Source organism: Bacillus sp. FSL M7-0558, from assembly GCF_038003245.1.
GTDB classification, from domain to species: domain Bacteria; phylum Bacillota; class Bacilli; order Bacillales; family Bacillaceae; genus Bacillus; species Bacillus pumilus.
Window position 1 is genome coordinate 235,386 of the sequence record NZ_JBBOOU010000001.1, and the last position, 24,547, is coordinate 259,932.

At 43.2% G+C, this 24,547-nt stretch carries 21 protein-coding genes; 10 read left to right on the forward strand and 11 right to left on the reverse strand.

Translation table 11 applies throughout. From position 1 onward, the window contains the following. Nucleotides 1-98 precede the first annotated feature (98 nt). From MHB79_RS01350 to MHB79_RS01360, 3 genes are all read left to right on the forward strand, one after another. Nucleotides 99-1,958 (forward strand): beta-glucoside-specific PTS transporter subunit IIABC, encoded by a 1,860-nt coding sequence (locus MHB79_RS01350; protein ID WP_003217262.1) that lies wholly within the window; start codon nt 99-101, stop codon nt 1,956-1,958. A 19-nt stretch (nt 1,959-1,977) separates the two neighbouring features. Further along, a complete protein-coding gene (locus MHB79_RS01355; protein ID WP_253621900.1) occupies nt 1,978-3,399 on the forward strand; it encodes a glycoside hydrolase family 1 protein in 1,422 nt (473 codons plus the stop codon). Nucleotides 3,400-4,045: 646 nt separating this feature from the next. Further along, nucleotides 4,046-4,783 (forward strand): hypothetical protein, encoded by a 738-nt coding sequence (locus MHB79_RS01360; RefSeq protein WP_340988732.1) that lies wholly within the window; start codon nt 4,046-4,048, stop codon nt 4,781-4,783. Nucleotides 4,784-4,790: 7 nt separating this feature from the next. On the opposite strand, the gene MHB79_RS01365 is transcribed toward MHB79_RS01360, so the two are convergent. After that, nucleotides 4,791-5,111 carry a hypothetical protein gene (locus MHB79_RS01365; protein ID WP_223251399.1) on the reverse strand — a complete coding sequence of 107 codons (321 nt, stop codon included), beginning with the start codon at nt 5,109-5,111 and terminating at the stop codon, nt 4,791-4,793. A 438-nt stretch (nt 5,112-5,549) separates the two neighbouring features. Between MHB79_RS01365 and arr the strand changes: the two genes are divergently transcribed. Then, complete coding sequence (gene arr / locus MHB79_RS01370) at nt 5,550-5,966, forward strand: NAD(+)--rifampin ADP-ribosyltransferase (RefSeq protein ID WP_310427387.1); 417 nt, start codon at nt 5,550-5,552, stop codon at nt 5,964-5,966. A 58-nt stretch (nt 5,967-6,024) separates the two neighbouring features. Here the strand turns inward: arr and MHB79_RS01375 are convergent, their stop codons facing one another. Genes MHB79_RS01375 through MHB79_RS01400 form a run of 6 tightly spaced genes read right to left on the reverse strand, consistent with a single transcriptional unit; the run spans nt 6,025 to nt 13,577 of the window. Next, nucleotides 6,025-7,944: a BglG family transcription antiterminator gene (locus MHB79_RS01375; RefSeq protein WP_340865434.1), complete on the reverse strand. Its 1,920-nt coding sequence runs from the start codon at nt 7,942-7,944 to the stop codon at nt 6,025-6,027. Then, the gene (locus MHB79_RS01380; protein WP_284905826.1) at nt 7,941-8,825 is read right to left on the reverse strand and encodes an ROK family protein; all 885 of its coding nucleotides are present in this window, start codon (nt 8,823-8,825) and stop codon (nt 7,941-7,943) included. Before MHB79_RS01380 ends, MHB79_RS01375 begins: the two co-directional genes overlap by 4 nt. Nucleotides 8,826-8,882: 57 nt before the next feature. After that, nucleotides 8,883-11,546, reverse strand: a complete 2,664-nt coding sequence (gene mngB / locus MHB79_RS01385) for a mannosylglycerate hydrolase (protein ID WP_340865438.1) — start codon at nt 11,544-11,546, stop codon at nt 8,883-8,885. Between the two features lie 28 nt (nt 11,547-11,574). Continuing rightward, nucleotides 11,575-12,693 carry a PTS fructose transporter subunit IIC gene (locus tag MHB79_RS01390; RefSeq protein ID WP_003217114.1) on the reverse strand — a complete coding sequence of 373 codons (1,119 nt, stop codon included), beginning with the start codon at nt 12,691-12,693 and terminating at the stop codon, nt 11,575-11,577. A 36-nt stretch (nt 12,694-12,729) separates the two neighbouring features. Continuing rightward, entirely contained in the window at nt 12,730-13,059 is a 330-nt protein-coding gene (locus tag MHB79_RS01395; protein ID WP_034620720.1) for a PTS fructose transporter subunit IIB, read from the reverse strand. Beyond that, nucleotides 13,056-13,577: a PTS sugar transporter subunit IIA gene (locus tag MHB79_RS01400; RefSeq protein WP_223251400.1), complete on the reverse strand. Its 522-nt coding sequence runs from the start codon at nt 13,575-13,577 to the stop codon at nt 13,056-13,058. Before MHB79_RS01400 ends, MHB79_RS01395 begins: the two co-directional genes overlap by 4 nt. Before the next feature lie 179 nt (nt 13,578-13,756). Here MHB79_RS01400 and MHB79_RS01405 point away from each other — a divergent pair, with 179 nt between their 5' ends. Further along, nucleotides 13,757-16,426 carry a S8 family peptidase gene (locus MHB79_RS01405; RefSeq protein ID WP_340988734.1) on the forward strand — a complete coding sequence of 890 codons (2,670 nt, stop codon included), beginning with the start codon at nt 13,757-13,759 and terminating at the stop codon, nt 16,424-16,426. Nucleotides 16,427-16,736: 310 nt separating this feature from the next. Beyond that, the gene (locus MHB79_RS01410) at nt 16,737-17,219 is read left to right on the forward strand and encodes a hypothetical protein (protein WP_003217020.1); all 483 of its coding nucleotides are present in this window, start codon (nt 16,737-16,739) and stop codon (nt 17,217-17,219) included. Between the two features lie 331 nt (nt 17,220-17,550). Here the strand turns inward: MHB79_RS01410 and MHB79_RS01415 are convergent, their stop codons facing one another. From MHB79_RS01415 to mmuM, 3 genes are all read right to left on the reverse strand, one after another. Next, the gene (locus tag MHB79_RS01415; protein ID WP_340988736.1) at nt 17,551-18,171 is read right to left on the reverse strand and encodes a hypothetical protein; all 621 of its coding nucleotides are present in this window, start codon (nt 18,169-18,171) and stop codon (nt 17,551-17,553) included. A gap of 123 nt (nt 18,172-18,294) precedes the next feature. Beyond that, entirely contained in the window at nt 18,295-19,698 is a 1,404-nt protein-coding gene (gene mmuP / locus MHB79_RS01420; RefSeq protein ID WP_050943350.1) for an S-methylmethionine permease, read from the reverse strand. A gap of 46 nt (nt 19,699-19,744) precedes the next feature. Further along, on the reverse strand, nt 19,745-20,683 hold the full coding sequence (mmuM, locus tag MHB79_RS01425) for a homocysteine S-methyltransferase (RefSeq protein ID WP_284905816.1): 939 nt from the start codon (nt 20,681-20,683) through the stop codon (nt 19,745-19,747). A gap of 332 nt (nt 20,684-21,015) precedes the next feature. Between mmuM and MHB79_RS01430 the strand changes: the two genes are divergently transcribed. The 4 genes from MHB79_RS01430 (at nt 21,016) to MHB79_RS01445 (ending at nt 23,008) form a co-directional block, all read left to right on the forward strand. After that, nucleotides 21,016-21,846, forward strand: coding sequence for a YitT family protein (locus tag MHB79_RS01430; RefSeq protein ID WP_034320763.1), 831 nt, complete (start codon nt 21,016-21,018; stop codon nt 21,844-21,846). Between the two features lie 97 nt (nt 21,847-21,943). Then, on the forward strand, nt 21,944-22,261 hold the full coding sequence (locus tag MHB79_RS01435) for a PadR family transcriptional regulator (RefSeq protein WP_012008800.1): 318 nt from the start codon (nt 21,944-21,946) through the stop codon (nt 22,259-22,261). Beyond that, nucleotides 22,254-22,841: a DUF1700 domain-containing protein gene (locus MHB79_RS01440; protein WP_050943346.1), complete on the forward strand. Its 588-nt coding sequence runs from the start codon at nt 22,254-22,256 to the stop codon at nt 22,839-22,841. The genes MHB79_RS01435 and MHB79_RS01440 overlap by 8 nt, the downstream gene beginning before the upstream one ends. Further along, nucleotides 22,838-23,008: a hypothetical protein gene (locus tag MHB79_RS01445; protein WP_170966021.1), complete on the forward strand. Its 171-nt coding sequence runs from the start codon at nt 22,838-22,840 to the stop codon at nt 23,006-23,008. Before MHB79_RS01440 ends, MHB79_RS01445 begins: the two co-directional genes overlap by 4 nt. Before the next feature lie 209 nt (nt 23,009-23,217). On the opposite strand, the gene MHB79_RS01450 is transcribed toward MHB79_RS01445, so the two are convergent. After that, complete coding sequence (locus MHB79_RS01450; RefSeq protein ID WP_226804603.1) at nt 23,218-24,432, reverse strand: multidrug effflux MFS transporter; 1,215 nt, start codon at nt 24,430-24,432, stop codon at nt 23,218-23,220. Between the last annotated feature and the right edge of the window lie 115 nt (nt 24,433-24,547).

Consider the following 24,547-nt stretch of genomic DNA (forward strand, 5'->3'; position numbering starts at 1 on the left):
TGAAAAAGCGCAATAGCAAGTTGCGACTATTTTTGGTGCCCGTTTAGGTTTTTATTTTGCCTAAAAACGTATTTTTTTGAAAAAAAGGGGGTTTTTGTATGAGTTATCGTCAATTAGCAGAAGACATTATCAAACACATTGGCACAGAGAAAAACGTTCATTCACTGGTCCATTGCGCTACAAGACTTCGCTTCACATTAAATGACCGATCAAAAGCAGACAAAGCAGCCATTGAAAAATTAAATGGCGTTGTGACCGTTATGGAAAGCGGTGGCCAATTTCAAGTAGTCATTGGCAATACCGTACCAGAGGTTTATCGAGAGATTGGGGAGTTTACAAATTTATTAGAGGATTCCACTTCTTCATCTGCAAAATCAGGTGGAGAGAGCACAAGCCTTTTCGGAAAATTCGTTGACATTGTCTCTGGTATTTTCACACCACTTCTCGGTGTCATGGCAGGTGCTGGTATTTTAAAAGGTCTACTAGGTATCTGTATCAATGCAAAATGGTTATCACCTGAAGATACGTCGTATCAAATTTTATTTGCTGCGTCTGACAGCTTGTTCTACTTCCTGCCATTACTTCTCGCATTCACTTCGGCGAGGAAGTTTAAAGCGAATCCATTTGTGGCTGTGACGATTGCTGGTGCACTCATTTACCCAACCATTCAAGAATTGTCAAAAGGCGGCGGAGATGTGACCTTCTTCGGTATTCCAGTCGTCTTAATGTCTTATACATCAACGGTTATTCCAATCATTTTGGCAGTGTTTGTCATGGGATATATCGAACGTTTCTTTAACAAAGTCATTCATGAAAGTGTCAAAAACTTTATTACTCCACTGATTTTACTTGTCACGGTTGTTCCGCTGACACTCATTGTATTCGGACCATTTGGTGTGTATGCAGGGAACGGCATTGCCGCTGTCTTGCTGAAAGTATTCTCCTTTAGTCCTACACTTGCAGGTGCTTTAATTGCGATGGCATGGCAGGTTCTTGTGATCTTCGGTATCCACTGGGGTCTAGTGCCAGTGATTTTAAATAATATTGCCGTCCATGGAAAAGATCATATCAAGCCGGCGACTGCGCCAGCTGTATTTTCACAAGCCGGTGCTTCCATCGGGGTTATGCTGAAAACAAAGAATAAAAAGCTGAAATCATTGGCTGGATCGACAGCGGTTTCTGCCGTGTTTGGGATCACAGAGCCAGCTGTATACGGGGTCACGCTTCGTTTGAAAAAACCATTTATTGCAGCCGTTATCTCTGCCGGAGTCGGCGGTGCGATCATCGGTTATTCACAAAGTATTGCGATTGCGTCAGGGCTTCCAAGTTTACTGACACTTCCGATTTTCTACGGACAAGGGTTTACAGGGTTCATCATCGGAATCTCGGTCTCATTTGTTCTATCCATCGTCTTGACTTATTTGATTGGATTTAAGGATCCAGTAGATGAAGATGAAACCCCAGCACCGGTTGCCGCACCAACAATGGAAAACGAACATGGGGTCAAAGCAGCTCATGTGAAAAGTCCTTTAAAGGGTGAGGTAATCAAGCTGGAGGAAGTACAGGATAAGGCATTCTCATCTGGTGCACTAGGAAAGGGCGCAGCCATCATTCCATCAGAAGGCAAGCTGTTTGCACCAGTATCAGGAGTCGTGACAACGGTGTTCCCAACAGGTCATGCGTACGGTCTTACTTCTGAAAGCGGAGCAGAAGTGCTCATTCACATTGGACTTGATACCGTACAATTAGGCGGTCAGCATTTTACCCCGAAGGTCGTACAGGGGCAAACCATCACTGAGGGCGAATTGCTTGCGGAGTTTGATATTGAAGCCATCCAAGCTTCCGGTCTGTCCGTCACAACACCAGTGATTATTACCAATTCAGGTGAGTTTAGCGATATCATAGAAACAGAAGAAAAACAAATCACACCAGGACAATCATTTTTACATCTCGTTTAATCAAGAGGAGGAAGAAATCATGAGATATTCAACACTAGCACCATTTCCAAAGGACTTTTTTTGGGGCGGATCTACATCCGCCTACCAAGTAGAAGGTGCGTGGAACGAAGATGGCAAAGGGCCATCTGTCATTGATATGAGAGCAAGTTATCCTGAAGGAACAACAGATTTTAAAGTCGCAAGCGATCACTATCACCGCTATAAAGAGGATGTGAAGATGTTTGCAGAAATGGGTTTGAAGGCTTATCGCTTCTCTATTGCATGGACACGGATCATTCCAAATGGAGATGGGGAGATCAATCAAAAGGGGATTGAATTCTATCATTCTCTCATCGATGAATTGCGCCGCTATGATATTGAACCAATCGTGACGATGTATCATTTTGATCTGCCTCATGCACTTCAAGTAAAAGGCGGTTGGTCAAATCGTGCGACAGTAGATGCGTTTGAACGGTATGCAAAGGTTCTATTTCAGGAGTATGGCGAGAAGGTAAACTATTGGCTGACCATTAATGAACAAAACATGATGATCTTACATGGATCAGCGCTCGGTACACTTGATCCAAATTTAGAAAATCCGAAAAAAGAACTGTATCAGCAGAACCATCATATGCTCGTCGCTCAGGCGAAAGCCATGACGCTTTGTCATCAAATGTTGCCTGAAGCGAAAATTGGACCAGCGCCAAACATTGCGCTCATTTATCCGGCATCTCCAAAGCCTGAGGATGTGCTTGCTGCGGCGAATTACAATGCGATCCGCAACTGGCTGTATCTTGATATGGCAGTCTTCGGCCGTTATAACAACCTTGCTTGGGCGTATATGAAAGAAAAAGACATTCTTCCTGTGATTGAAGAGGGAGATATGGATATTTTGAAAAGTGCGAAGCCGGACTTCATTGCCTTTAACTACTACACATCTCAAACGGTTGAAGCGAGTAAAGGAGATGGCAAGGATGAATTTGCGCGCGGCGGAGACCAGCATTTGAAATCTGGTGAAGATGGCGTATACAAAGGCGGCAACAACCCGTTCCTAAGTAAAAATGCGTTTGGCTGGGAGATTGACCCTGTCGGCTTCCGATCAACGATGCGTGAGATTTACGACCGTTATCAGCTGCCTCTTATTATCACGGAAAACGGATTGGGTGCTTTCGACAAATTAGAAGAAGATGGATCGATTCAAGATGATTATCGAATTGACTATTTAGAAAAGCATATCGAACAAATCAAATGGGCGATCACAGACGGCGTCGAGGTCTTCGGATACTGCCCGTGGTCCGCTATCGACTTAATCAGCACACACCAAGGATGCTCCAAGCGCTACGGATTCATTTACGTGAATCGCGATGAATTTGACCTAAAAGACCTGAAGAGAATTCGTAAAAAGAGCTCTTACTGGTATGAAACATTAATTCAGCAAAATGGAGAGAAGATCGGGGGGTAACAAATAAAAAAGCCAATCACCTTATGCGGGTGGTTGGCTTTTTTTCGTTCACTCTATTGGCAAGATTATAACGTTCGAGTTGTTTTAAAAAGATAGCCTGATTTTAACAGCCTAATAAACTACTTTCTTTTATAATCCAAAGAAATTTTGCTGTTTCGAATGCTACATCAGGTGGAAGGCCTGCCTGTATAAAAATTGCGCTACTTTGTAAAAACCTGATTTAGCTTTCTTTGCATATTTCTTGTCTATTACTTTCAATAAAGGGTTTTTCTAAATATGTGCCTGACTTGTGAAGAGCCTGAACAGCAAGTTTTTTGCTATTGTAGTGACGATATTTTTAGTTTGGGCTTCTTTAGATTGTGGTGGGAATATCGTGCACCATTGTTTAGGAACATATGCATTTCGGCTTGTGTCATTTGTCCATCCATCACATGAATTTCAATGGTCATCATGTTCACCTCCACAGTGAACGAATTCTACTACAGAAATTTTCATCAAAACGAAGTCTTAAAAAATAAAAAAATGATTGCGGACACCGCAACCAAAAAGTAATTCTCTTAAATCTAACTTAAATCCATTGATACACTCATTTTGATTTTATAACCTTGATTTTGGAATTTAATACAAAAGGAGGAATATAAACAAAATGTTCAAAAAAACACTTTTAACCCTAATTACCCTAGCTCTTGTCATATCGATATGGACTCCATTTTCATCAGAAGCATCAGCAAAAACACACTCTATCAATTCACAAGAATTAGAAGCGTTAGTAACACCAACAGTTCTACAAAATGAACAAACTACCAAAGAATTAGACGAACTTGAAATGAAAATGGGGGAATACATAGAAAACCTTCCATTTACAGAAAAAGAATTCGAAAACATGTCAGAGACAGAACAAAATAAAGAGATAGATCAATATTTCAACAATGAAGAATTTTTAGCTATAGAAAACCGAATGAAACAACTTGACTCCAAAAGTAATCAGAGTGAAATAACAACACAAGCACTACCAGTATTCTTCATACCTATCGCAATGACCGTAGGAAGAGTTGCTTTAATGGCTATCAGATCAAAAGGCGCAAGAACTGCACTTAAATATCTAAAAAATCGAATAAAAGGATTCGGTAAAAATTACAAAATTAAATGGGATGTAAGAAATGATAAAGGACAACTTAGAAGTTTAGTTGTCGTCCTACACAAAGGAAAGAAAAAAACAACAAGAGTATTTGCTGTAGACAATGGAAAAATCCCTTTAATACCAAAAACCTCAACTTGGTATTGGCATTTCCATGTAGCTCCAAAAGATAAAATACACCATGCTCTCAGAGCATCAGTACCAAAGAAATACAAAGCAAGTCCAGGAGAAACAATATTACACTAAAAAACCCCTAATTTTCAGGGGTTTTTTTCTCTTCAAGACTTGTAACTATATCAACTGGATGTATCAAGTTTTCATCATCATTATCCTCATCAATGTAAGGCATAATAAGTGAATCCAACTCTTCTTTATCATCAACTAAAGCAACGTAAGTTGTATAATCCTCTAAATCTGATGGAAACAATTCAGCTTGACCAACATTACTTTTCAATGCTTGGTCAATAGCACTCTTTAATTCTATTAAACCCTCACGATTACCAATAATATAAGAATCCATATGCCAACTTTTTTGAGCATATATATGACAAATCTTATCTCTATCTTTCATCATCTCATTACACCCTTCCTGAAAAATTTAATTGATTATGTGCCAACACGCCAACCAGCTATAACATCAAACGTCTCATTGGCTACTTTATCCTCATCTTCTTCAATCCTGATCAGATCTCCTTCCTAGGCATCAATACGCTATTTCCAAAACTGCCACCAACATTTTTTTGTCCTTCTTTTCCACCTGCTCAATTGCCGCAATTAATTTTTTAGTTTCTTGAGTTTCTCTTTATGGCCTCTAACAGCTTTTTATCTCTTTCAAGAAGACTGCTTTGTATGTATTCTTGCTGCTTTTTCAACTTGCTGGAGTTTACAAATCACATCTTACTCTCTACTATCATCATACCCCGAATTCAATCTCATTTATAGACTGTTTTCCGCCTAGATCAGGCCGTATACTGTTATACGCAAGTCCAAAAACGATAAGGGGTGCGGCTGTATGAATGACAATGAGCAGGTTTTAGACCCTGGACCATTTTTTCATGGGATGAAAGCGGAATTGAAGATTGGAGATCTGCTTGAACCGCAGTATTTATCGAATTATCAGGATCAAAAATCAAACCATATCTATTTCACCGGAACATTAAACGCAGCCAAGTGGGGTGCTGAGTTAGCAAGATCTGATGCGAAAGAGAGAATTTATGTTGTAGAACCGTTAGGCGAGTTTGAAAATGATCCGAATTTGACTGACAAAAAATTTCCGGGTAACCCAACACGTTCTTATCGGTCGAAATCCCCTTTGAAAATCGTCGCAGAATTAGGTTCATGGGAAAGACATTCCGATGAAGAAATCGATCATATGCTGAGCTCTTTAAAGAAATTAAGTGAAGAAGGGAAAAATGTCATATACGATTGATGATTCTCAATCACACGAAGGCCGCCTCATCAACAGCTGGGCGGCCTTTTGTTTGATCTTATTGAAACAACGCATTCATCAGCTCATCGAATGTTTTTGATTGATTCAGAGCGTGAATGCGGTTTGGATTATCCAGTAAATCAACGGCTTGTTCAAAGAATTGATTCATGCAGGCTGCGTCATCTTTATGAATGGCTAATAAAAAGACAAGTGATACTTGGTTTCCCTGCCAGTCAATCGGCTGTTTTAAGTGTGCGATGGCTACGCAGGATGTGCCTTCATTTGTGATGAGCGGGTGCGGCATGGCAATCCCTTTTCCAAGGTAGGTAGACGACATTTGCTCCCGCTCAAGCACCGAGGACCGAAAAGATGACGATACTAGCTGATACGTTTCTAAATGGCTGCATAGTGTGTCTAATACCTCGTCCTTACTGGATAGGTCAGCGTTCAATAAGGTTAATCGTTCTTGAAAAAACGCCATCAGTTCTTGCGAGGGAGTCCCGTGTCCATTTAATAAATGAATGACCTCATTCACCCGCTGTACATCATGTTGTTCAAAAAAGGCGCTAACCTGTATCACTGGTTTTCCCTTTGATGCGAGCGGGACGGTTGTAATGATGACGTCACAGGGAAGGGTGGTGCTCATGAGATAATCCTGATAGGAATAAAGCTCGACGATGTCCAGTTCGTGCTGAAAGGCTGCCTTCAATTTAATTTCAAGCAGTCTTGCCGTCCCTAGTCCAGAACCGCACACGATAATGGCTTTCTTTTTTTGCGATGTATCGAGCTGACTTCTTTCAAAAGAAGCAGCGATATGCAGGGCAACATATGCCGCCTCATCTTCATTTGGCGTCCGCACCAGCTGTAAGGCATTCAGTCCGCTGACAGCTAAATCAAACGGGTATGGATAGGACGCTTTGATTTCATGCAACAGCGGATTTTGTAAGGATACGCCATATTGGATTCGATTTAATAATGGCTTCATATGAAGCATCAAGTCTTGCTGCAGGATGTTGTCATCTGCAAAGTGGTGGCCGCTCATTTTCTCAATGTGCTGTAGAAAGACCGCAACCGCCTGCTGAACTTCCACTGTCGTCTGATGCTGGGCGGCTTCTTTCCACGTTTGATTTGCCAATAGATGCATGACTAAGTAATCTGTTTCATCCTCTGATAAGGTGACATGAAAGGTGTCACTCACCTGCTGTATGATCTTTTGGGCAATTCTCATCAAGACGGGTGATCGTTGTGTACGAGTGGTACTGGCGGGTATCCGCTGGTTTTTTCGTGTTTGCTGAATCGCAATTGCTAAGTGAATGACTAAGTTTTTTAAGGCAATGTCTTTAATGAGCAATGACTCTTGATGCAGGTTCGTCAGGACAATAGATCGAATGGTTTCAAGAGAAATATCGGGAAAATGGAGCTGCTCCCGCTCGGTGATATGAGAAAGTGCAGGCTCTTCTTCAAGGAGTAAGTCTGCATAGCATGTTCTTTTTTGCAATTCGTCTCCCTCAATTTTTAAGCCAAATCCAGGCTTTGACACAAGGGTCATACCGTAACGGGCTAACAGCTCTCGTCCTTTTTTCAAATCACTGCTGACCGTCATGCGGCTGATGAACAGTTCTTCAGCCAGCTGGTCAATTTTTAAGTAATCCTGTTGAAGCAATAGCTTCCTCATGATAAATCGTACACGCTCTTCTGGCATGACGGGGACGAGAGAGCGGGCAGGAAGCTTTTGTTGATGAAGCCAAAGCAGGAAGGCATCTTGGTCACTCGTTAATAGGGTGTATCCCTTTCCGCGGATCGTTTTAATCTTGGCTCCAGCTTCCTTTAATTGCTCATTTGCTTCTTTGATTAAATGACGGATGGAGCGGTCAGATAAGCGAAAAGAGGCAGTGAGCTCCTCCAGCTTCACGAACCCCTTCGTTTCAAATAGCTGCTGAATCAGCTGATAGGTTCGAGGATCTGCCGTCATCATCATTGCGCGGCTCCTTGCGCCTGTAAGGCATCAGTACCAAGAGCGATGGCGCCCATTAAACCTGATAATCCATCAAAGGATGGCTTGGTGATAATTTCATTTAAAGGCTTTGGCAGTTGTAAATACCCATGAAGCCGCTTTTCTGTTTCATCAAGAATGAGCGGCAGCATAGCGGGCTGTTTCATCACACCTCCACCGAGAATGATGCGCTCTGGCGAAAGGGTGAGTAATAAATTGGCGGTCATCTGTCCGAGATAGTAGGCATGAAGTGACCAGGCAGGATGATCCTCTGGCAGTATTTGTGCCAGTGTATGATAGCGCCCTTCTATGGCAGGTCCTGATGCCAGTCCCTCTAAACAGTCATGGTGTATAGGGCAGCAGCCACCGTAGGAATCATGAGGGTGCCGCTGCACTGTGATATGACCCATTTCTGGATGCAGCAACCCGTGAATGAGGCGGTGTTCAATATAGGCACCGCCGCCTATTCCGGTTCCAACAGTGATATAGACCAAAGAAGCAGGCTTTTCTGCTTCAACCGAAAAGCGGGCTTCCCCGAGTGCTGCACAGTTCACGTCTGTATCAAGCTTCATAGGGAGTCCAAGGGCTTGTTTTAAAGTAGAAAGGAAAGGGAATTGGCGCCAGGCTGTTTTGGGTGTCTCTAAAATCGTCCCATAGCTTGGGCTTTGTTCTTTTACATCGACAGGCCCGAATGCCCCAATGCCAATGGCATCGACAGGATGCTTTGTAAAGTAATCGATTACTTGCCGGCATGTTTCATCTGGATTACCTGTTGCAAAGGAAGTCGTGTGTTCAATCGTTCCATCTGTTGTTCCGTAGCCGCAGACAAATTTTGTTCCGCCTGCTTCAATGCCTCCAATTCGCATGATCAATGCCCTCCATTAAAGAGGGGCGGAATCCAAATGGACCCCGCCCCTACATGTTCATTTTTTCTTTACAATGTAGGTTTGTACCTGACAAGGTGTGAGCGGTTCAATGTGTAATGATCCATGTTGTGCTTTGAGTATATGTCCTTCAGGTGTTTCGCCTAAATTCGCTGTTTCTCCGTGCTGTAGAGATGAACTATTGATTGAAGCGGCTGTTTGACGCGTTAAAAATGGATTGAAGAGACGGATGACAATGCCTGTTCCATGCTCTTCTTTTTTCAGAGCGCTTAGAATGGCTCCGTCTGTCTCAATGTCAAGCAGGCTATAAGTAGATTGTAAGTCTTCTTTTTCATCTCGGAAAGAGAAAATTAAACGACCGTTTAAAAAGTCTGCCCGTTCGTAGCATTGAACTGGGGTTGTATACCGCTTGGCAAGCTGCGCTAAGTGCCCCTCGCTGACAGCATCCTTGCTATAGTGCATGCCAAATGAGAACGACAGTGCACCTTGTAGCTGAGCGTCAGGTGTCTCAACAATTTTTTCACCAGATGCGCGTCCTGGACGGTAAAGAAGATTTTCTTTCCCCATTTTTCCGAAACAGCGGAAAAGCGTATACGCAATTGTTGTGTAGCCTTCTCCTGTGATCTGATATTCTCTCACGCAGTCCGTCAATAGAGCGACACCATATGCTTCATCACGAAGTGCAGTAAAGGATTGCATCGGTTCAATGGTGATCGGTTTTTCTTCCCAATGCTCATTACTCCACCATTCAAGCTCTTGCGTGAGCTCTGTCGGGCGTTCGATGGTTCCAAACTGCTGATCGCTCAGTGATACCTTTGATGCGATGCCTGTATCAAAGAGGACACGCAGACGATGGTCTAACGCATGATTGTCGACATCGACATGAAAACGGATGACAGGCTCATCTTTATTTAATGCTACCTTTGCTGTAATCGGGAGTGAAGTCGTGACTGATTGCTGAGAGCGCTCTTCTAAGTCATAAGGGACAGTAAGAGTAAGCAGGACGGTGAGCTCTTCTTGCAAGCCGCTTTTAGACACTGTGATGTCTGCTGATGAAAGATCCTTGGATGACACATACAGATCCTCACGCGGCGGGGAATAGTTGTAGGAATCCCCATCGTCTCCATTGTCTTCAAAGATCATTTGCTCAGAGAATGTCCGGCCAGTTTGTTTATCTGTGATCTCCAGCGATCCGTTGTCATTTGCCGCAATGCGGTAATACGTATTTTCAATCGCGTGTCCTTCTGTTTGTTCCCATGCAGATTCGCTTGATTCATCGAAAACCATGCTGACTTGTGTATAACCAACGGATGGTAAGCTGGTGGCTTCGATCAGTAAAACGGCTTTCCATACTTGTTTTGGCATGTACACATCTTTACTTGGGTTAAGAGAAATTTGCTGTGCCAGCACATAATCTGTGACATCAGTTTTGCTTTTTACTGTGTAGTGAAGCGTTTTTCCATTGGCATCTTTTAGTGTAAAAGGACGTTCTGTGATAAAGGTTTCAACTTCAATAACTTCAGAACGCTTTGAAGGCAGTGTATTAAATAAAGTAAACGTGATTTCTTGCTCTGTTTGCAGTCGAATGGCGATGAGACGCATGTGTAAGTCCACAAGGTTCTCGGCGATTTCCTTTGCCTGCTTGTAGCGGAAGAAGACATCTTGATTCGTCGTATCACTATTACAGCCGCCAATGCTGTCATGCGCTGCATTTTCAAACATGAGGTACCAAATATCACGAACCGTATCATGCGGAAAGTCGTGTCCGAGTGAATAGCTAATCGTGAGGATAGGCTCCATCACATTGACGAGATAGTTTTCAATTTGATTGTTTAAGATTTTTAAATCAGCTCGTGTTGAAAAAATAGATTTGTGAATCCGCATATGCTTCGCATGAATGAGCTCTCCTTTTAAAGTTTCAAAAGACGTCCGCTCTTTTTTCACTGCTGCAATGTAATCTTCTAAACTGCTGATTTGATAGTGGTGCTCGTTCAGTTCATTGGCTTTTTCTAATAAGTCAGGCAGGTTTTTGCGGATCGGTGCCTGGTCAAAGCCATTTGGGAAATAGACATTCTTTGTGGTTGCCTTTGCTTGCAGCGCACCGATTTTTTCAGATAAAAAGGCTTGTAAGTCCTCATCCTTTTCAGGAATATTACCACCGTAGTAGTAGCCAAATGGCAGGTTCACCGCAAAGACTTCACTGCCGTCAGCCCCTTGCCAATTGAATTCAGTGTGATTCGTCATATGGTCTGAAACGCCGCGCCAAAAAGCTGTATCCACAATGCCGAAGCCGCGGTAAATTTGAGGCATTTGTGCGGATTGACCAAAGGAATCAGGGACATAACCGACTTTCATCACATGACCGAACTGCTGACAGCGTTCAATTCCATATTGCAGGTTCCGTACAATGGATTCACCTGAAATGACGAGCTGGTCGGTTTGGGTATACCACGGGCCGATGATGAGACGTTTGGCTGTGACGAGCTTTTTGATTCGATTCTCATCCTCTGGACGCCATTTGAGGTAATCATCCAGTAAGGATGCTTGGGCATCGAGCATGAAGTAATGGAACCTTTCATCTGTTTCAAGAGTGTCTAAAATGTCCATTACGCTTTTCATTAAGTAGATACGGGAGCGGGAGGTGGTGAAATACCATTCCCGGTCCCAGTGAGTATGTGGAATCACATGTACATTAACAGTCATTGAGTAACGACACCTTTCTTTGTTCAAATTATCCTTCTAGCACAAGGTCAAAATCGTCTTCTTCTTTCTGCTTCTGATCATGTTCCGGCGTTTTTGGTTCTTTTTTCTCAGAGAAATTGACAAGCAGGTTGGCGCCAATACCGATGACGAGTGCGCCAGTGAGAGCTCCAATTAAATAAGCCCACCAGTTTCCGACTGAGAAGAAGCCGTATAGCCCGCCAATTGGCGGCATGATGTCATGGACACCTAATAATGCAGCAACCCCGCTTCCAGCAGCACATGCGACAACATTGAGCGGAATCAATTTCAATGGATTGACGAGGGTAAAAGGGATCGCCCCTTCCGTAATACCGATAATGCCCATGACAAGGCCGCCACGTCCTGCTTCTCTAAAGGTTGGAGAGAAATTGCGTTTTCGAATCAATGTCGCAAGCCCGTATCCAAGCGGCGGAATGACAATCGCAATATTGACGAGAATGGCAGGGAGGTAGACGCCTGATAGGAAGAGCGCGTTACCTGCCATCCAAGCAGATTTATTCACTGGTCCGCCAAGGTCAAAGCCAATCATCGCACCTAGAATGAGAGCGAGTGCGAGTGTGCTTGTCCCGTCAGCGACCATGCCTTTGATCCATTCAATTAATGCTGTGTTCAAAGCACCTAATGGCCCGCCCAGCAGAACGGACATGAGAAGTCCAGTTAAGCCAACGGTAATGAGCGGTAAGATGAGCAGAGGAACAAGTCCGGCTGCGGAGCCTTTAATTTGAATTTTTCGTTTCACAAAAAGAGCGACATATCCTGCGAAGAAGCCTGCAATAACGGCACCGATAAATCCAGCATTCGTTGAGCTGGCAAGGGCACCACCGATGAAACCGGCCGAAAGCCCTGATTTATCCGCAATCGAATAGGCGATAAATCCAGCGAGCAGGACGTTCATTAAGCCAATCCCTGTCCAACCAACCTGCTCCATTAAATAGGCGCCGTGCAGTATGCCACCAGCATCCTTATAGGCGTTTAAATCTGAAACACCAAATCCTAATCCGACTAGTTTTGCTAAACCAACGATAAGGGAGGCACCGATGATTACAGGAAGAATATAAGAAATACCGGTCATGAGATGGCCTTCAATGACTTTTAATTTTGCTTTCATTTTGCTTTGCTCCTTTCTATATGGCATTGCTCACGTTTATTGAGATTCAGATTTTTTCTTTTCAACAAGTGCTACAGCTTTTGTGATGATTTGCTCGGCATTTTTTAAGGCGCGTCCGATCTCGACACGTACTGTGGGAATGCCTGAAAAACGTTCCGCATCGTTGATATGCTGATTGGAGGCAATGATACAAAGGTCTGCCTGTCTTGCTTCCTCTGGTGTAATGCCATTCACCTGTCCCATAATTCCTTGCTGCTCGATTTTGATCTCGTGTCCGAGCTGTTTACCCGCATTTTCTAACGCTTTTGCTGCCATTGGTGTATGAGCTAACCCTGCTGGACATGAAGTGACACCGACAATTTTCATTGTGTAATCCCCTCTTTCAATTGTTGTTCAATGACTTCGTAATAATAGTCAGCGGTTTGACCTGGTTGAATCTTTTCGATGAAAGCAGGTTCCATGAGGCTTGTCGCAATGCCTGACAGTAATTTCAGGTGTGTGATGTTTGCTTCTTCTAATGGAACGAGCAGTGTAAATAAATAACTTGTGGGTAAATCGTCAAAGCTTCCCCATTCAATCGGTTGTTCTAACTCTAAAAAAAGAAGTGAAGCCGTTTGAACAGCGGAGCTTTTTGTATGAGGAATGGCGAAGCCTTGCTGAAGTCCTGTTGAGACTTCGTCTTCGCGAGTCAACAAATCTGATAATAACCCCGCCTGATCGTTTGTAATCTGAAGGTCTTCAGCTTTCTCGGCAATGTATTGTAAAATCTCATTCTTTGATCGTCCGTCTACTTGTGTGAAAACATGATCTTTTTGGAACAAGCTGATCCCTTCTCTCTTGTTTGTTAAGCGCTTACAAGTTGATTGTAATGTACTTTTCGACATGGTTAAATAGCATCATTTTCCGTTTGAAATGGCAAAAAGTTTATGAAGCTATTCGTCTTGCTGTCTGTATATCTCAAATCCTAGCTTAAAACGAGTTTAATTATGTAAAAAACAGATTCTACTAAATGCATTTCTGTGATATTCTTCCAAGGTATTACAAAAGATAAGGGGGTCTTTTCATGTTCAAAAAGCAGGTCAAATCCTGTGTGATCGTACTCATGGCCATCATTCTCTGTATGGCGGCATTACCTGGATACGAGGCAGCAGCTGCCAGTAAAGGAACAAATGTCAATGAAGCCATTGGGTTAAAAAATGGTGAAGTCATCTCAGGGACATTACAGAATGAAATGGAAGAGTCATGGTACCAAATCACGCCATCAGCACAAGAGGTGGCAAAACATACACATATGAAAATTTCTGTGAAAAGTAAACAAGTATTATCCGTATCGGTCTATCCAAGTAAAGACAGAGCGATGAAGGATGACACTTATTCGAGATATCGTGTGGACACTGCAAGTGGAGAGACAGAGATCGACTTCCCTCATGCATGGTCAGGTCCTTACTTTGTCAAAGTGCTCTATTTAGGGTCGGAGGAAGACAGCCGTGATGAGGAAGAGGATGCGGCTTATGCAATCGGGTATAAAGGAGCTAACCTTCCGCCCTCTGAACCCGTTTTCCCTGAAGACGATGAGCCTGGTATCATTATTATTGAGAAAAAGTACGGGCGAGAAATTCTCCAATCGATTCGTACAATCGAAGATAAACGTTTTAATGAAACACCAAATGGTCAGAAGCTGAGCCGTGTGCTCCAAAAAACAAAGCCATTTCTCAAATCGAAACTCATCAAACAAAAAAATGAGCAGCAAAAGGTATACAATCATCTGCTGACATTAAAGTCACTGCTAAATGACGTAGAGAAAAATGGTGCTTTTAGCGGTCATATTGTGACAGAGAAAGAACAACAGGCGATCCGTTCCCTTTTTAATATGCTCAAAGAAGCAAGTCCTGCCTATTTAAAGAAGGAATTAGAAGCAGTGAGTCAAAACATTGGAATCGATCAGCTTGAAGGAAAATCGATCGGTTATGTATTAGAAAAGCAAAAGCTTGTAAAAGAAGAGAAAGTGAAGACGAATAAGATCATTTTTAAATTAAAGGATGGCCACACGCTTCAATCTGCGAAAAAGAAGATGAAAAGCTATGGAATCCAAGAAAACCGCGTGACATCGCAGTCAGTAAGTCCTTTGTTTAAAGGAATGTATGTCTATGATGTGCCAGCAGGGCAAGAATCAGCTGGAAAGACTTTAAAAGCAGGCAAAGCTGTCATCAAAAGCACTGCAAGAAAGCTGTCCAGCATGCCGAATGTTGAATTTGCGGAGCCTGTTCAAACCTATCGTGCACTAAGCAATGACGTGCAGTATGGTTACCAGTGGCCGCTGAAAAACAGTGCGCAAAACAGCGGGAAAAAAGGCGCTGACGTCAAATTTGAACAAATGAATACACTGATTGGCACAAGCAAAATGAAGCAAACATTAATTGCAGTTGTGGATACAGGTGTAGACAGCCGTTTGACTGATTTAAGCGGGACTGTTCGTACGGACTTAGGTGCGAATCTCATTGGAAGAAACAAAGATGCGATTGATGACAATGGACACGGTACGCATGTGGCGGGCATCATTGCCGCAAAATCCGATAATCATTACTCAATGGCAGGTCTTAACCAACATACGGGCATCATTCCTGTAAAGGTGCTGGATGCCTATGGCTTTGGCGATACAGAGCATATTGCACTTGGAATTAAGCATGCAGTAGATAAAGGCGCAAAGGTCATCAACATGAGCCTTGGCGGCTACTACAGCCGGGTAATTGAATATGCAATGAACTATGCGGCTCAAAGAAATGTACTAGTGGTTGTGGCGAGTGGAAATGATGGCGTTCCAGAAATGGGCTATCCTGCGACATCAAAATACGCAATGGCCATTGGCGCAAGCAACCGTATGGATATTGCCGCTGAATTCTCAAGCTTTGGTAAAGGACTGAGCATGTCTGCACCAGGATCTGATATTCCAAGCTTAATGCCAGATGGGAATGTCTCATACCTGAGCGGGACATCAATGGCGACACCATATGTGGCCGCGGCAGCAGGATTACTTCTTTCTAAAAATCCAACCTTGAAGCCGAATCAAGTAAGGAATATCTTGCAAAGAACAGCCGATAATATCTCCTTTACTTCTGTTGATGGAACAGATGACGTTTTCTATGATGAAAACGATGAGCCAATTGTCGATCCGAAAATTCCAGGGATCGATTGGATGACAGGACATGGCAGACTGAATGCATTTGCTGCTTTAAGTGCTGTCGAACTGAACGCATCTGTGAGCAAAGTGGAGGATCAGCATCAAAAGGTGACAGGTAAAGCAAAGGCTGGCGCTGCTATTTCTGTGTATAGAGGCAAAACACTGCTTGGAAAAGGCATAGCAGGCAAAAATGGAACCTTTAGCGTGAAGATCAAGCATCAGAACAAAAACAAAGTCCTTCACATTAAGATTTCAAAAGGAAAGGCCGCTACAACGCTCAAAACAGTCGTCAAAAAAGGCAAAGCACCAGCTAAGCCGAAAGTGGGCAAAGTAACGGTTAAAAGTAAAACGGTCAAAGGGACTGCGGGTGCAGGATTGACCATTAAAGTGAAAAATAAATCAAAGAAAGTCATCAAAACGGTAAAAACAAATAACAAGGGCGCATTTACTGCCCAAATAAAACCGCAAAAAGCCAAAACAGTCTTGTATGTGACCGCTTCTGATGTGAGAAAAAGAGAAAGCAAAGCGGTGAAGGTTGTTGTTGTGAAAAAGTAAGAGGAGAGCTTCCCTTTCTAAAGAAGGGAAGTTTCAGCGTGTAGACAAACCCTCGCATTCTTTGTCAGGACTGTGCTCCGGTGCTCACGAATGTCAAATTCGCTCCGCTCCTGTGCTCGCCCTTCCTAGACTGCAAAGGTTTTCTATCACGCTGAAAAGAAGACAAAGGGCTAAAATGAAGATCATTTTAGCCCTTTGTCAACAATCTGGAACTTCCTTTTCTAAAAAAGGGAAGTTTTTTTGCTTGTTACTGGAAAAATACCAATTAATGTCGATAGTAATATAGCAGGAAAAAAAGGAGGATTTATCGATGAAAAAAATCATGTTTGCTTTCTTTCTATCATTGCTTCTCGTATTCCCAACCTTTGCACATGCAGAGGAAACAGGGGCAGTACCAGCTTCCGTTCAAGTAACAAGTGTCACCGCAGCCGATAGTGGATTAGTGAATTACGGCTATGGCAGTAAATATCGCGTGGGTTCTTATTATCCAGCTACGTTTAAAGGAACACTAAAAGATACAAGTGGAAATCTCATGCCTAATCAGCCGATTCAGCTTTATTTTGAAGCAGCAATTAAATCATATGCTCAAACAGCGACAGGCACAACAGACGTAAATGGACAATTTTCACTGACGTTTCAAGTTCCTGCAGGTGCAGGCTACCAAACATACAATAATGCAGGCTGGTCTACACATTACTACGATATCGTTCCAGTGACGTTCACTTCAAACGACATCAAGCTATCTTCAAATGTCACAAGTGTGTACCATTTGGCATATACATCCCGTTACTAATCTGCTGGAAGAAGCGACTTGGCGAAAGCCTTGTCGTTTTTTTTCATAGAAAAAAGGATGTCTTCATGTGACATCCTTTTCTTTTTGTTAGCAAACCTGCTGGGCGGCAACCGAAAGAGTCGATAAACAAACACTCATGAGCCGTGACTCCCAGATTCGATCGAGCGTTTACCTTTTAATTCTGAGCTTTGATGGATAAGAACTTTTACACTTGAACGTTGATCCTTGAACTTTTATCAAGGATCATCCAGAGATGATCAGATGAGGAGGGAATGACCTTTCCCTCGGAGGTGTTTAGTTCTATCGATTTTCGGCTCACTAACAAAATTGATTAATCGATCTGTATTTTCGTTAGTGTATTGCTTTCTGACAAGGAAAAATCAACTTCCATTTGAAAATCCTCAATCTCGGTCGAAAGCTTTTCAATCTTCACTCGAAGACGAAGCGGATCGATGATCGTCGCCTCGTTTTCAGCGAGGAACGACTTGACGATCTCTTGGTTGGCAGCCGCTTGTGTTTTTCCGTCTTTTCCAAACAAGGTTTCTAAATGCTGGTCGAGCCTCTTCTTCACATCTTCATTGGTTTGTTCTGCTTTGTCTACTAGCTCTGTGTACACCTTTTTCAATTTCCGTAAATAACGAATATCGTATTCTATCGACGTCTTCCGTTCAATCGCTTCTGCCACCGTCATGCTGACACCCGCAACATCAATCGTTGTCGTCGCATTCGACACAACGATGGCTGATTTGATGGCATTCCGGCGCTTGATTAATGCTTGAATCGATTGGTCATCAGCCTTCGCCTTCTTTTCGATGTCTTCTTGATGTTGAAATCCGTGTTGTATATGTTTCCCGATCATCAATCCACCAAGTACGGCTTCATCAACGGTTCGGTTGATTCTCTTATCTAACATTTTCAGTTCACTTAATGCTCTTGTAATGGTCATGTCCATATTAGTGACAACTCCCTTGATTCATCCTGAAAATCATAGATTCCTATCATATACCAAAGTGTGCTTCTTTTACTAGCGATATCCTTTTTTGTCAAATTGTTTTCGATAGAAAAAAACCTGGCGTTAAACACCAGGTTCTTCACGTTTTTTCTGAATCCAAGCTGTCACATAATAGGCAGCATAGCAGAGCGCGATGAAAGGAATGCCGCAGATAAGGGCAATCCGCTGATTTGGATCAAAGGCAATGCCAATCACAGAGGCAAGACACAGGAAGAAGGCAGCAATCGGAACCACTGGATAGAGCGGGGTTCGAAAGGAAAGATCATGGAGCTGTCCGCCTTCCTGTAAAAAACGTTTCCGAAACATAAATTGTGAGGCAGCAATCCCCATCCACACGATCACAACGGCCAGTCCAGAGATCGAAACAAGGACAAGGTATACCGTTTCTGGTGCGATGACACTTGAGAACAAAGAAAGAATCCCACCGATCATACTTAAAATCAGTGCGTTCAAAGGAATTCCTTTAGATGTCAGCTTCGCCAGTTTCTTAGGCAGTGTCCGTTCCTCAGAAAGTGACCAGAGCATACGGGATGACGCGTATAGTCCAGAGTTTGCGGCAGATAAGATCGCTGTCAAAATGACAAAATTCATGAAATCTGCGGCATATGGAATCCCGATGCGATCAAACACCACAACAAATGGACTTTTGATCACCCCGGCTTCTTCCACTGGGATCAAGCCGGCTAAGACCACGATCGTTCCAACGAAAAACAAGACAAGACGCAGTACGGTTGTGCGAATCGCTCTTGGAATGGTCTCGTCAGGATTGACGCTTTCACCCGCAGCAATCCCAATTAACTCCGTACCTGAAAAAGCGAAATTGACGGCAAGCATCGTCATTAAAATCGGTAAAAAGCCGTTTGGGAAAAGACCGCCTTCCCCGGTGAAGTTAGAAAGGAACGGAGCGGCCTCACCGCCTTTTAACGGAATCAAGCCAAACATCGCAGCTCCGCCAAGAATAATAAAGAGAATAATAGCCATTACTTTAATGCTGGAAAACCAAAACTCTGATTCTGCAAAAAATTTAACTGTAAACGCATTGAGTAAAAAGATAAGAAGAGCAAAGACACCGCTCCACATCCAAACCGATGTGTCCGGGAACCAGCGCTGCATTAAAAGCCCTGCCGCTGTAAATTCCGATCCGAGCGCGACTGTCCATGTCAGCCAGTAGAGCCAAGCGACTGTATAGCCTGTGCCGGGTCCAATATACTTTGTTGCATACGTATGAAAGGCCCCTGTAACCGGCATTGCCACAGACAGCTCACCTAAACAGAGCATCACGAGATACACAATTAATGCCCCGACAAGATAGGCAAGGATCGTCCCCGCGGGTCCTGCTTGATTGATGGTATACCCAGAGCTTAAAAAGAGCCCTGTTCCAATGACGCCGCCTAGAGAAAGCATGAACAGGTGGCGGCTCGTCATTTTTCGTTGATATTGTTGTGACTGATCTTTTGCTTGTTCCATGTCTTCCCGCCCTTTTGCTTAGAAGTATGTGTGATGATTCATGGTGCTATGCTGTGGTAAGTTTTAAGATGTCCGTGATATCTTCTGGGGTCGTCCGGCAGCAGCCGCCGATGATATGCGCGCCGTCTTGATACCATTGATGCGCACATTCACCAAATGTATGCTGAGGCGTATCTCCGCTCCATACCTTTTCTTCAGGATCATATAATTCCCCTGAGTTTGGATACACGACAATCGGTTTGCTCGTCCCCTTTTTCATCTCTTGAATGAGAGACGAGATAAATTGCGGCGGCGTACAGTTTACACCCACAGCAGCGATCTGTTCATAAGGTTCCAGTGCTTGTACACATTCTCTGAGCAAATCTCCTTCACTAATATGAAGGTCGTCCTTCGCGCTGAATGTAATCCAAGCAGATACACCACTGAATTCATCTTGCAGCAGCTTTGCAATGGCCGTTGCTTCAATGAGACAAGGGATCGTTTCACACGCAAGAATATCTGCACCAGCTTCTACTAATGCCTGAATCCTTGGTCTATGAAAATCAATGAGTGTCTGCTCTGTGAGTCCGTAATTTCCTTTATATTCTGAACCATCAGATAAATAAGCGCCGAATGGCCCCACAGATCCTGCGACAAATGGTTTTGTCCGCCCTTTACGACGCGCTTCATCCTGCCAAAAAAGATCGCGTGCCTCTTTTGCTAAAGTGACAGATCGTTTCATTAGTTCAATGGCTTCTTCTTTTGAATAGCCTTTTTCAGCGAAGCCATCAATCGTTGTTTGGTAGCTCGCTGTTGTGGCACAGTCAGCTCCGGCTTGGAAGTAATCCAAGTGTACTTGCTGAATCAATTCTGGCTGTTCAATCAGTATTTTGGCTGACCATAAACTGTCGTTTAAATTGCAGCCCTTTCGTTCAAGCTCTGTTGCAAGTGCACCGTCTAAAATTAAAGGTGCGTGAGCCTGTAAACGGCTTTGAATAGGATTCATCGAATGGAACACCCTCCTTTTTAGTCGGAAATGATGGATATGATATGAGGCAGTAGTTTAAATGACTAAAGTGTTTTTGTCAAGGAGAGGAAAAAGCATGTGACCGCGGAAAAACCCTGAAAACATGCGGGTTTCCATGCATAAACATGCAGTCAAAATAATAGAAAACCAAGTCATTGACAGCCTCTAAAAAGAGATATATATTATGGAAAGGTTCATTTCAGAAAGCTTCGTCAAAAGGCGCTGTCTTTTGATTTTTTTTGTTCAACGACTGTCTTCTTTCGTGCAGAAAGAGGGTTTTTTATATGCTTTAAAAAGGAGGAAAGAAGAAATTGAAAAAATGTGTAAAAGATATCGCAATGATTCTAATTGGTTCTTTTTTATTTGCCGCCGCAGTGAACATGTTTGTCATTCCGCTTGAATTTGGTGAAGGCGGTGTAACGGGGCTGTCCATCATTTTCTATTATTTGTTTGAAATTGCACCATGGCTGACGAACCTAGTGTTTAATGCCATTCTGCTGCTTGTCGGGTATAAATATTTGGACAAGAAGACGACGATTTATACTGTGGTTGCCGTCGCAAGTAACTCCCTATTTTTACACCTGACCACAACATGGGTCGTGAATGTTCACGAATTGATCATTGGGGCCATTTTCGCAGGAATCATTATCGGAATTGGGATTGGTCTTGTGCTAAGAGCAGGCGGTACAACGGCGGGTTCTGCCATACTCGGAAGAATTGCCAACAAGTATTTAGACTGGAACGTGAGCTACGCCATCTTGTTCTTTGATCTGATCGTCGTATTTGCTTCCTACTTTATTATTGGTGCGGAAAAATTAATGTTCACGATTGTGATGCTGTACGTGGCGACAAAGGTGATGGACTTCGTGATAGAAGGGCTTAACACGAAAAAGGCAGTGACGATCATTTCTTCATGCAAAGATGATATTGCCGAAGAAATCAATCACACCTTGGATCGAGGCGTGACGATTTTAAACGGACGCGGTCATTATTCAAAGGAATCGAAGGAAATTCTCTATGCAGTCATTCAAAAACAAGAGCTTATGCGTCTAAAGAAAATCATTAAGAAAATTGATCGAGACGCATTCGTTGTTGTCCATGACGTGCGTGATGTGTTCGGAGAAGGATTTGTGAATATATAAAAACGAAAGGACCCCAAAAGGGTCTTTTTTTTATATTTATACCTCTTGTCACATTATACTATGTAATGTATAGTATAAATGGTTAGGAGTTGTAATCATGAATGCACAATTAAAAAAAGGTTTACTGGAATTCTGTGTACTGGCGGTATTAAAGAAAGGCGATTCCTATGGTTATCAAATGATTAAAGATATGTCCCATTGTATTGAGATTTCAGAATCGACATTATATCCGATATTAAAGCGATTAGAGCAAAACAATTATGTGGAGACCTATTCCCAGGAACATAATAGTCGATTAAGAAAATACTACCGGATGACACAAAGCGGCCGTGAGCATATGGCGCAGTTTTTAGCGGAATGGGATCAAGTGATGGCGATTTACGACTTTATTTCTGGAGGACAGGGCAATGAATAAAAAAGAATTTTTAGCCAGCTTAGAGAAGCACCTGCATCGTCTAGGCGAAAAAGAAAGTGACCGGTTCATCGAGTATTACGATGAAATGATCGAGGATTATCAAGAAGATGGATACAGTGAACAGGAAGCGGTCGATCAAGTCGGGCAGCCTGCTATCATCGCTGAAGGGATTTTGAAGGAACAAGGAATTAAAACCGTTCAGGTGCCGACGTTTGGAGAAAAAGCCACAAGGCTCTCCATCCTCATTTTAGGCTTTCCATTATGGGGCAGTATTCTAGCAACAGTCTTCCTACTAATTCTTTCTGTGTATATGGTGATTTGGTGCATTCCGCTCGTGACAGGTACAGTGACGCTAGTTGGTCTGCTCGGAGGTTTTTGGAGCATCATTGGTTCTCCATTTATCTTTCAGGACGGTTTGCATGTGGTGGTGACGCAAATTGGCGTTGGTATTCTTCTATTAGGTGTCGGATTATTATGCGGCATGGCCACGGTGTATTTGACAAAGCTATTTGTTCAAATGACTGTTCAAACCACTAAGGCATTCATGGGAATGTTTAAAAAGAAGGTCGTGAGAATATGAATGTGAATGATTTAAAAAAGCAATGCATCAAATGGGGGATCATCTTCACCGTTGCCGGAGGAATGATCATGGCAATCGGTTTTGGACTATCGGGCTTTGACCTAGATGCATATCACAACAATGACCAGAACAATGTGTTCCGCACTATCAATTGGAGCAAGCCTTAAATGAAAAACCCGCTTATGCGGGTTCAGCGTGTAGACAAACCCTCGCATTCGGTGTCAGTCCTGCGTGCTGGTGCTCACGAATGTCAAATTCGCTCCGCGCCAGTACTCGTCCTTCCTAGACTTCAAAGGTTTTCTATCACGCTGAAAAGAAGACAAAGGGCTAAAATCAAGATCATTTTAGCCCTTTGTCAACAATCTGAAAAACCCGCTTATGCGGGTTTTTTTGCTCTGGCTACAAAGAAGAAATAACAGCAAAGTGCACCTAGTTCACAAAGCATAATGATCAGGCCCATTGGAAAGGCTGTTTGGCTTCCGGCTAGTCCGACAAGAGGTGTCATGCAGGCGCCTAGCAGCATTTGTGCCACACCGATCAGGGCAGCCGCACTTCCTGCATGTGCGCCGTGATGCTGCATCGCAAGAGACGGGGCAGAGGTGCCGACAATTCCAACGCTTGAGACCACAAAAAAGAGCGGAATGAGAATGCCATATAATCCAGCATCAATGGAGATCATCAAAAATAAGGTGATGCCGCCTAAGGCAGCTGTCAGCAACCCAATGCGAAGAACCTTCTCTTCGCCGATTTTAGCAGCGACGCGGGCAAATACTTGTCCAGCTGTGATGATCCCAAGACTATTCACTGCAAAGGCAGCACTGAATCCTTGTGGAGAAAGGTGGAAAAGCTCCTGAAGCACAAACGGTGAGCCAGAAATATAAGCAAACATCGCTGCGAATACAAGACCTTGCGAGAGGGCATACCCTACAAAGAGACGATCACTCGCTAAAATTTTCATGGCACTTACAATCTGTTGAAAGCCTCCTGTCTGTCTGCGCTCCGTAGGTAAACTTTCTTGAAGTGAAAAAATAGATCTCAGCAGCATCAAGGCCCCGAGGATGCCTAATAGAACAAATACACCCTGCCATGTGGTGAAGCGTAACATCTGTCCGCCCACAATAGGTGCCGCTGCCGGAGCAACCCCGTTGACCAACATGAGCAGTGCAAAGAATTTCGTCATTTCTGAGCCTTCATAATGATCTCGCACAATGGCTCGTGCAATGACAATGCCTGCTGAACCGGCGAGTCCTTGAATCAATCTTAAGAGAATGAACATCCAAATCGACGAGACCACCGTACATAAAAGAGAGGCGGCGATAAAAATGATTAAGCCGATCATCAGCGGTTTTCTTCTGCCGATCGTATCACTAATAGGACCTGCAATCAGTTGTCCAAGCGCGAGTCCAATCAGACAAGCCATCAGACTTAATTGGGACAAAGCAGTGCTTGCTTCAAAATCTCGTGCAATATGAGGCAATGCAGGTAAATACATATCCATTGCAAGCGGTGCAAGGGCGGTTAAAGAACCAAGCAATGCAGCAAGGAGAAATCGGTTTTTTTTCGATTCTTGGGAATAAGATAAAGAACTCATATGACATTACACTCCTCGTATACTTCCTCAAAACAGCATAATGAATCGAGCGTCCCTTTTCAATGGAAATTTTCAAAGAGGATTCCGTGCAAAATAATTGATCTTTCGAAGGAGA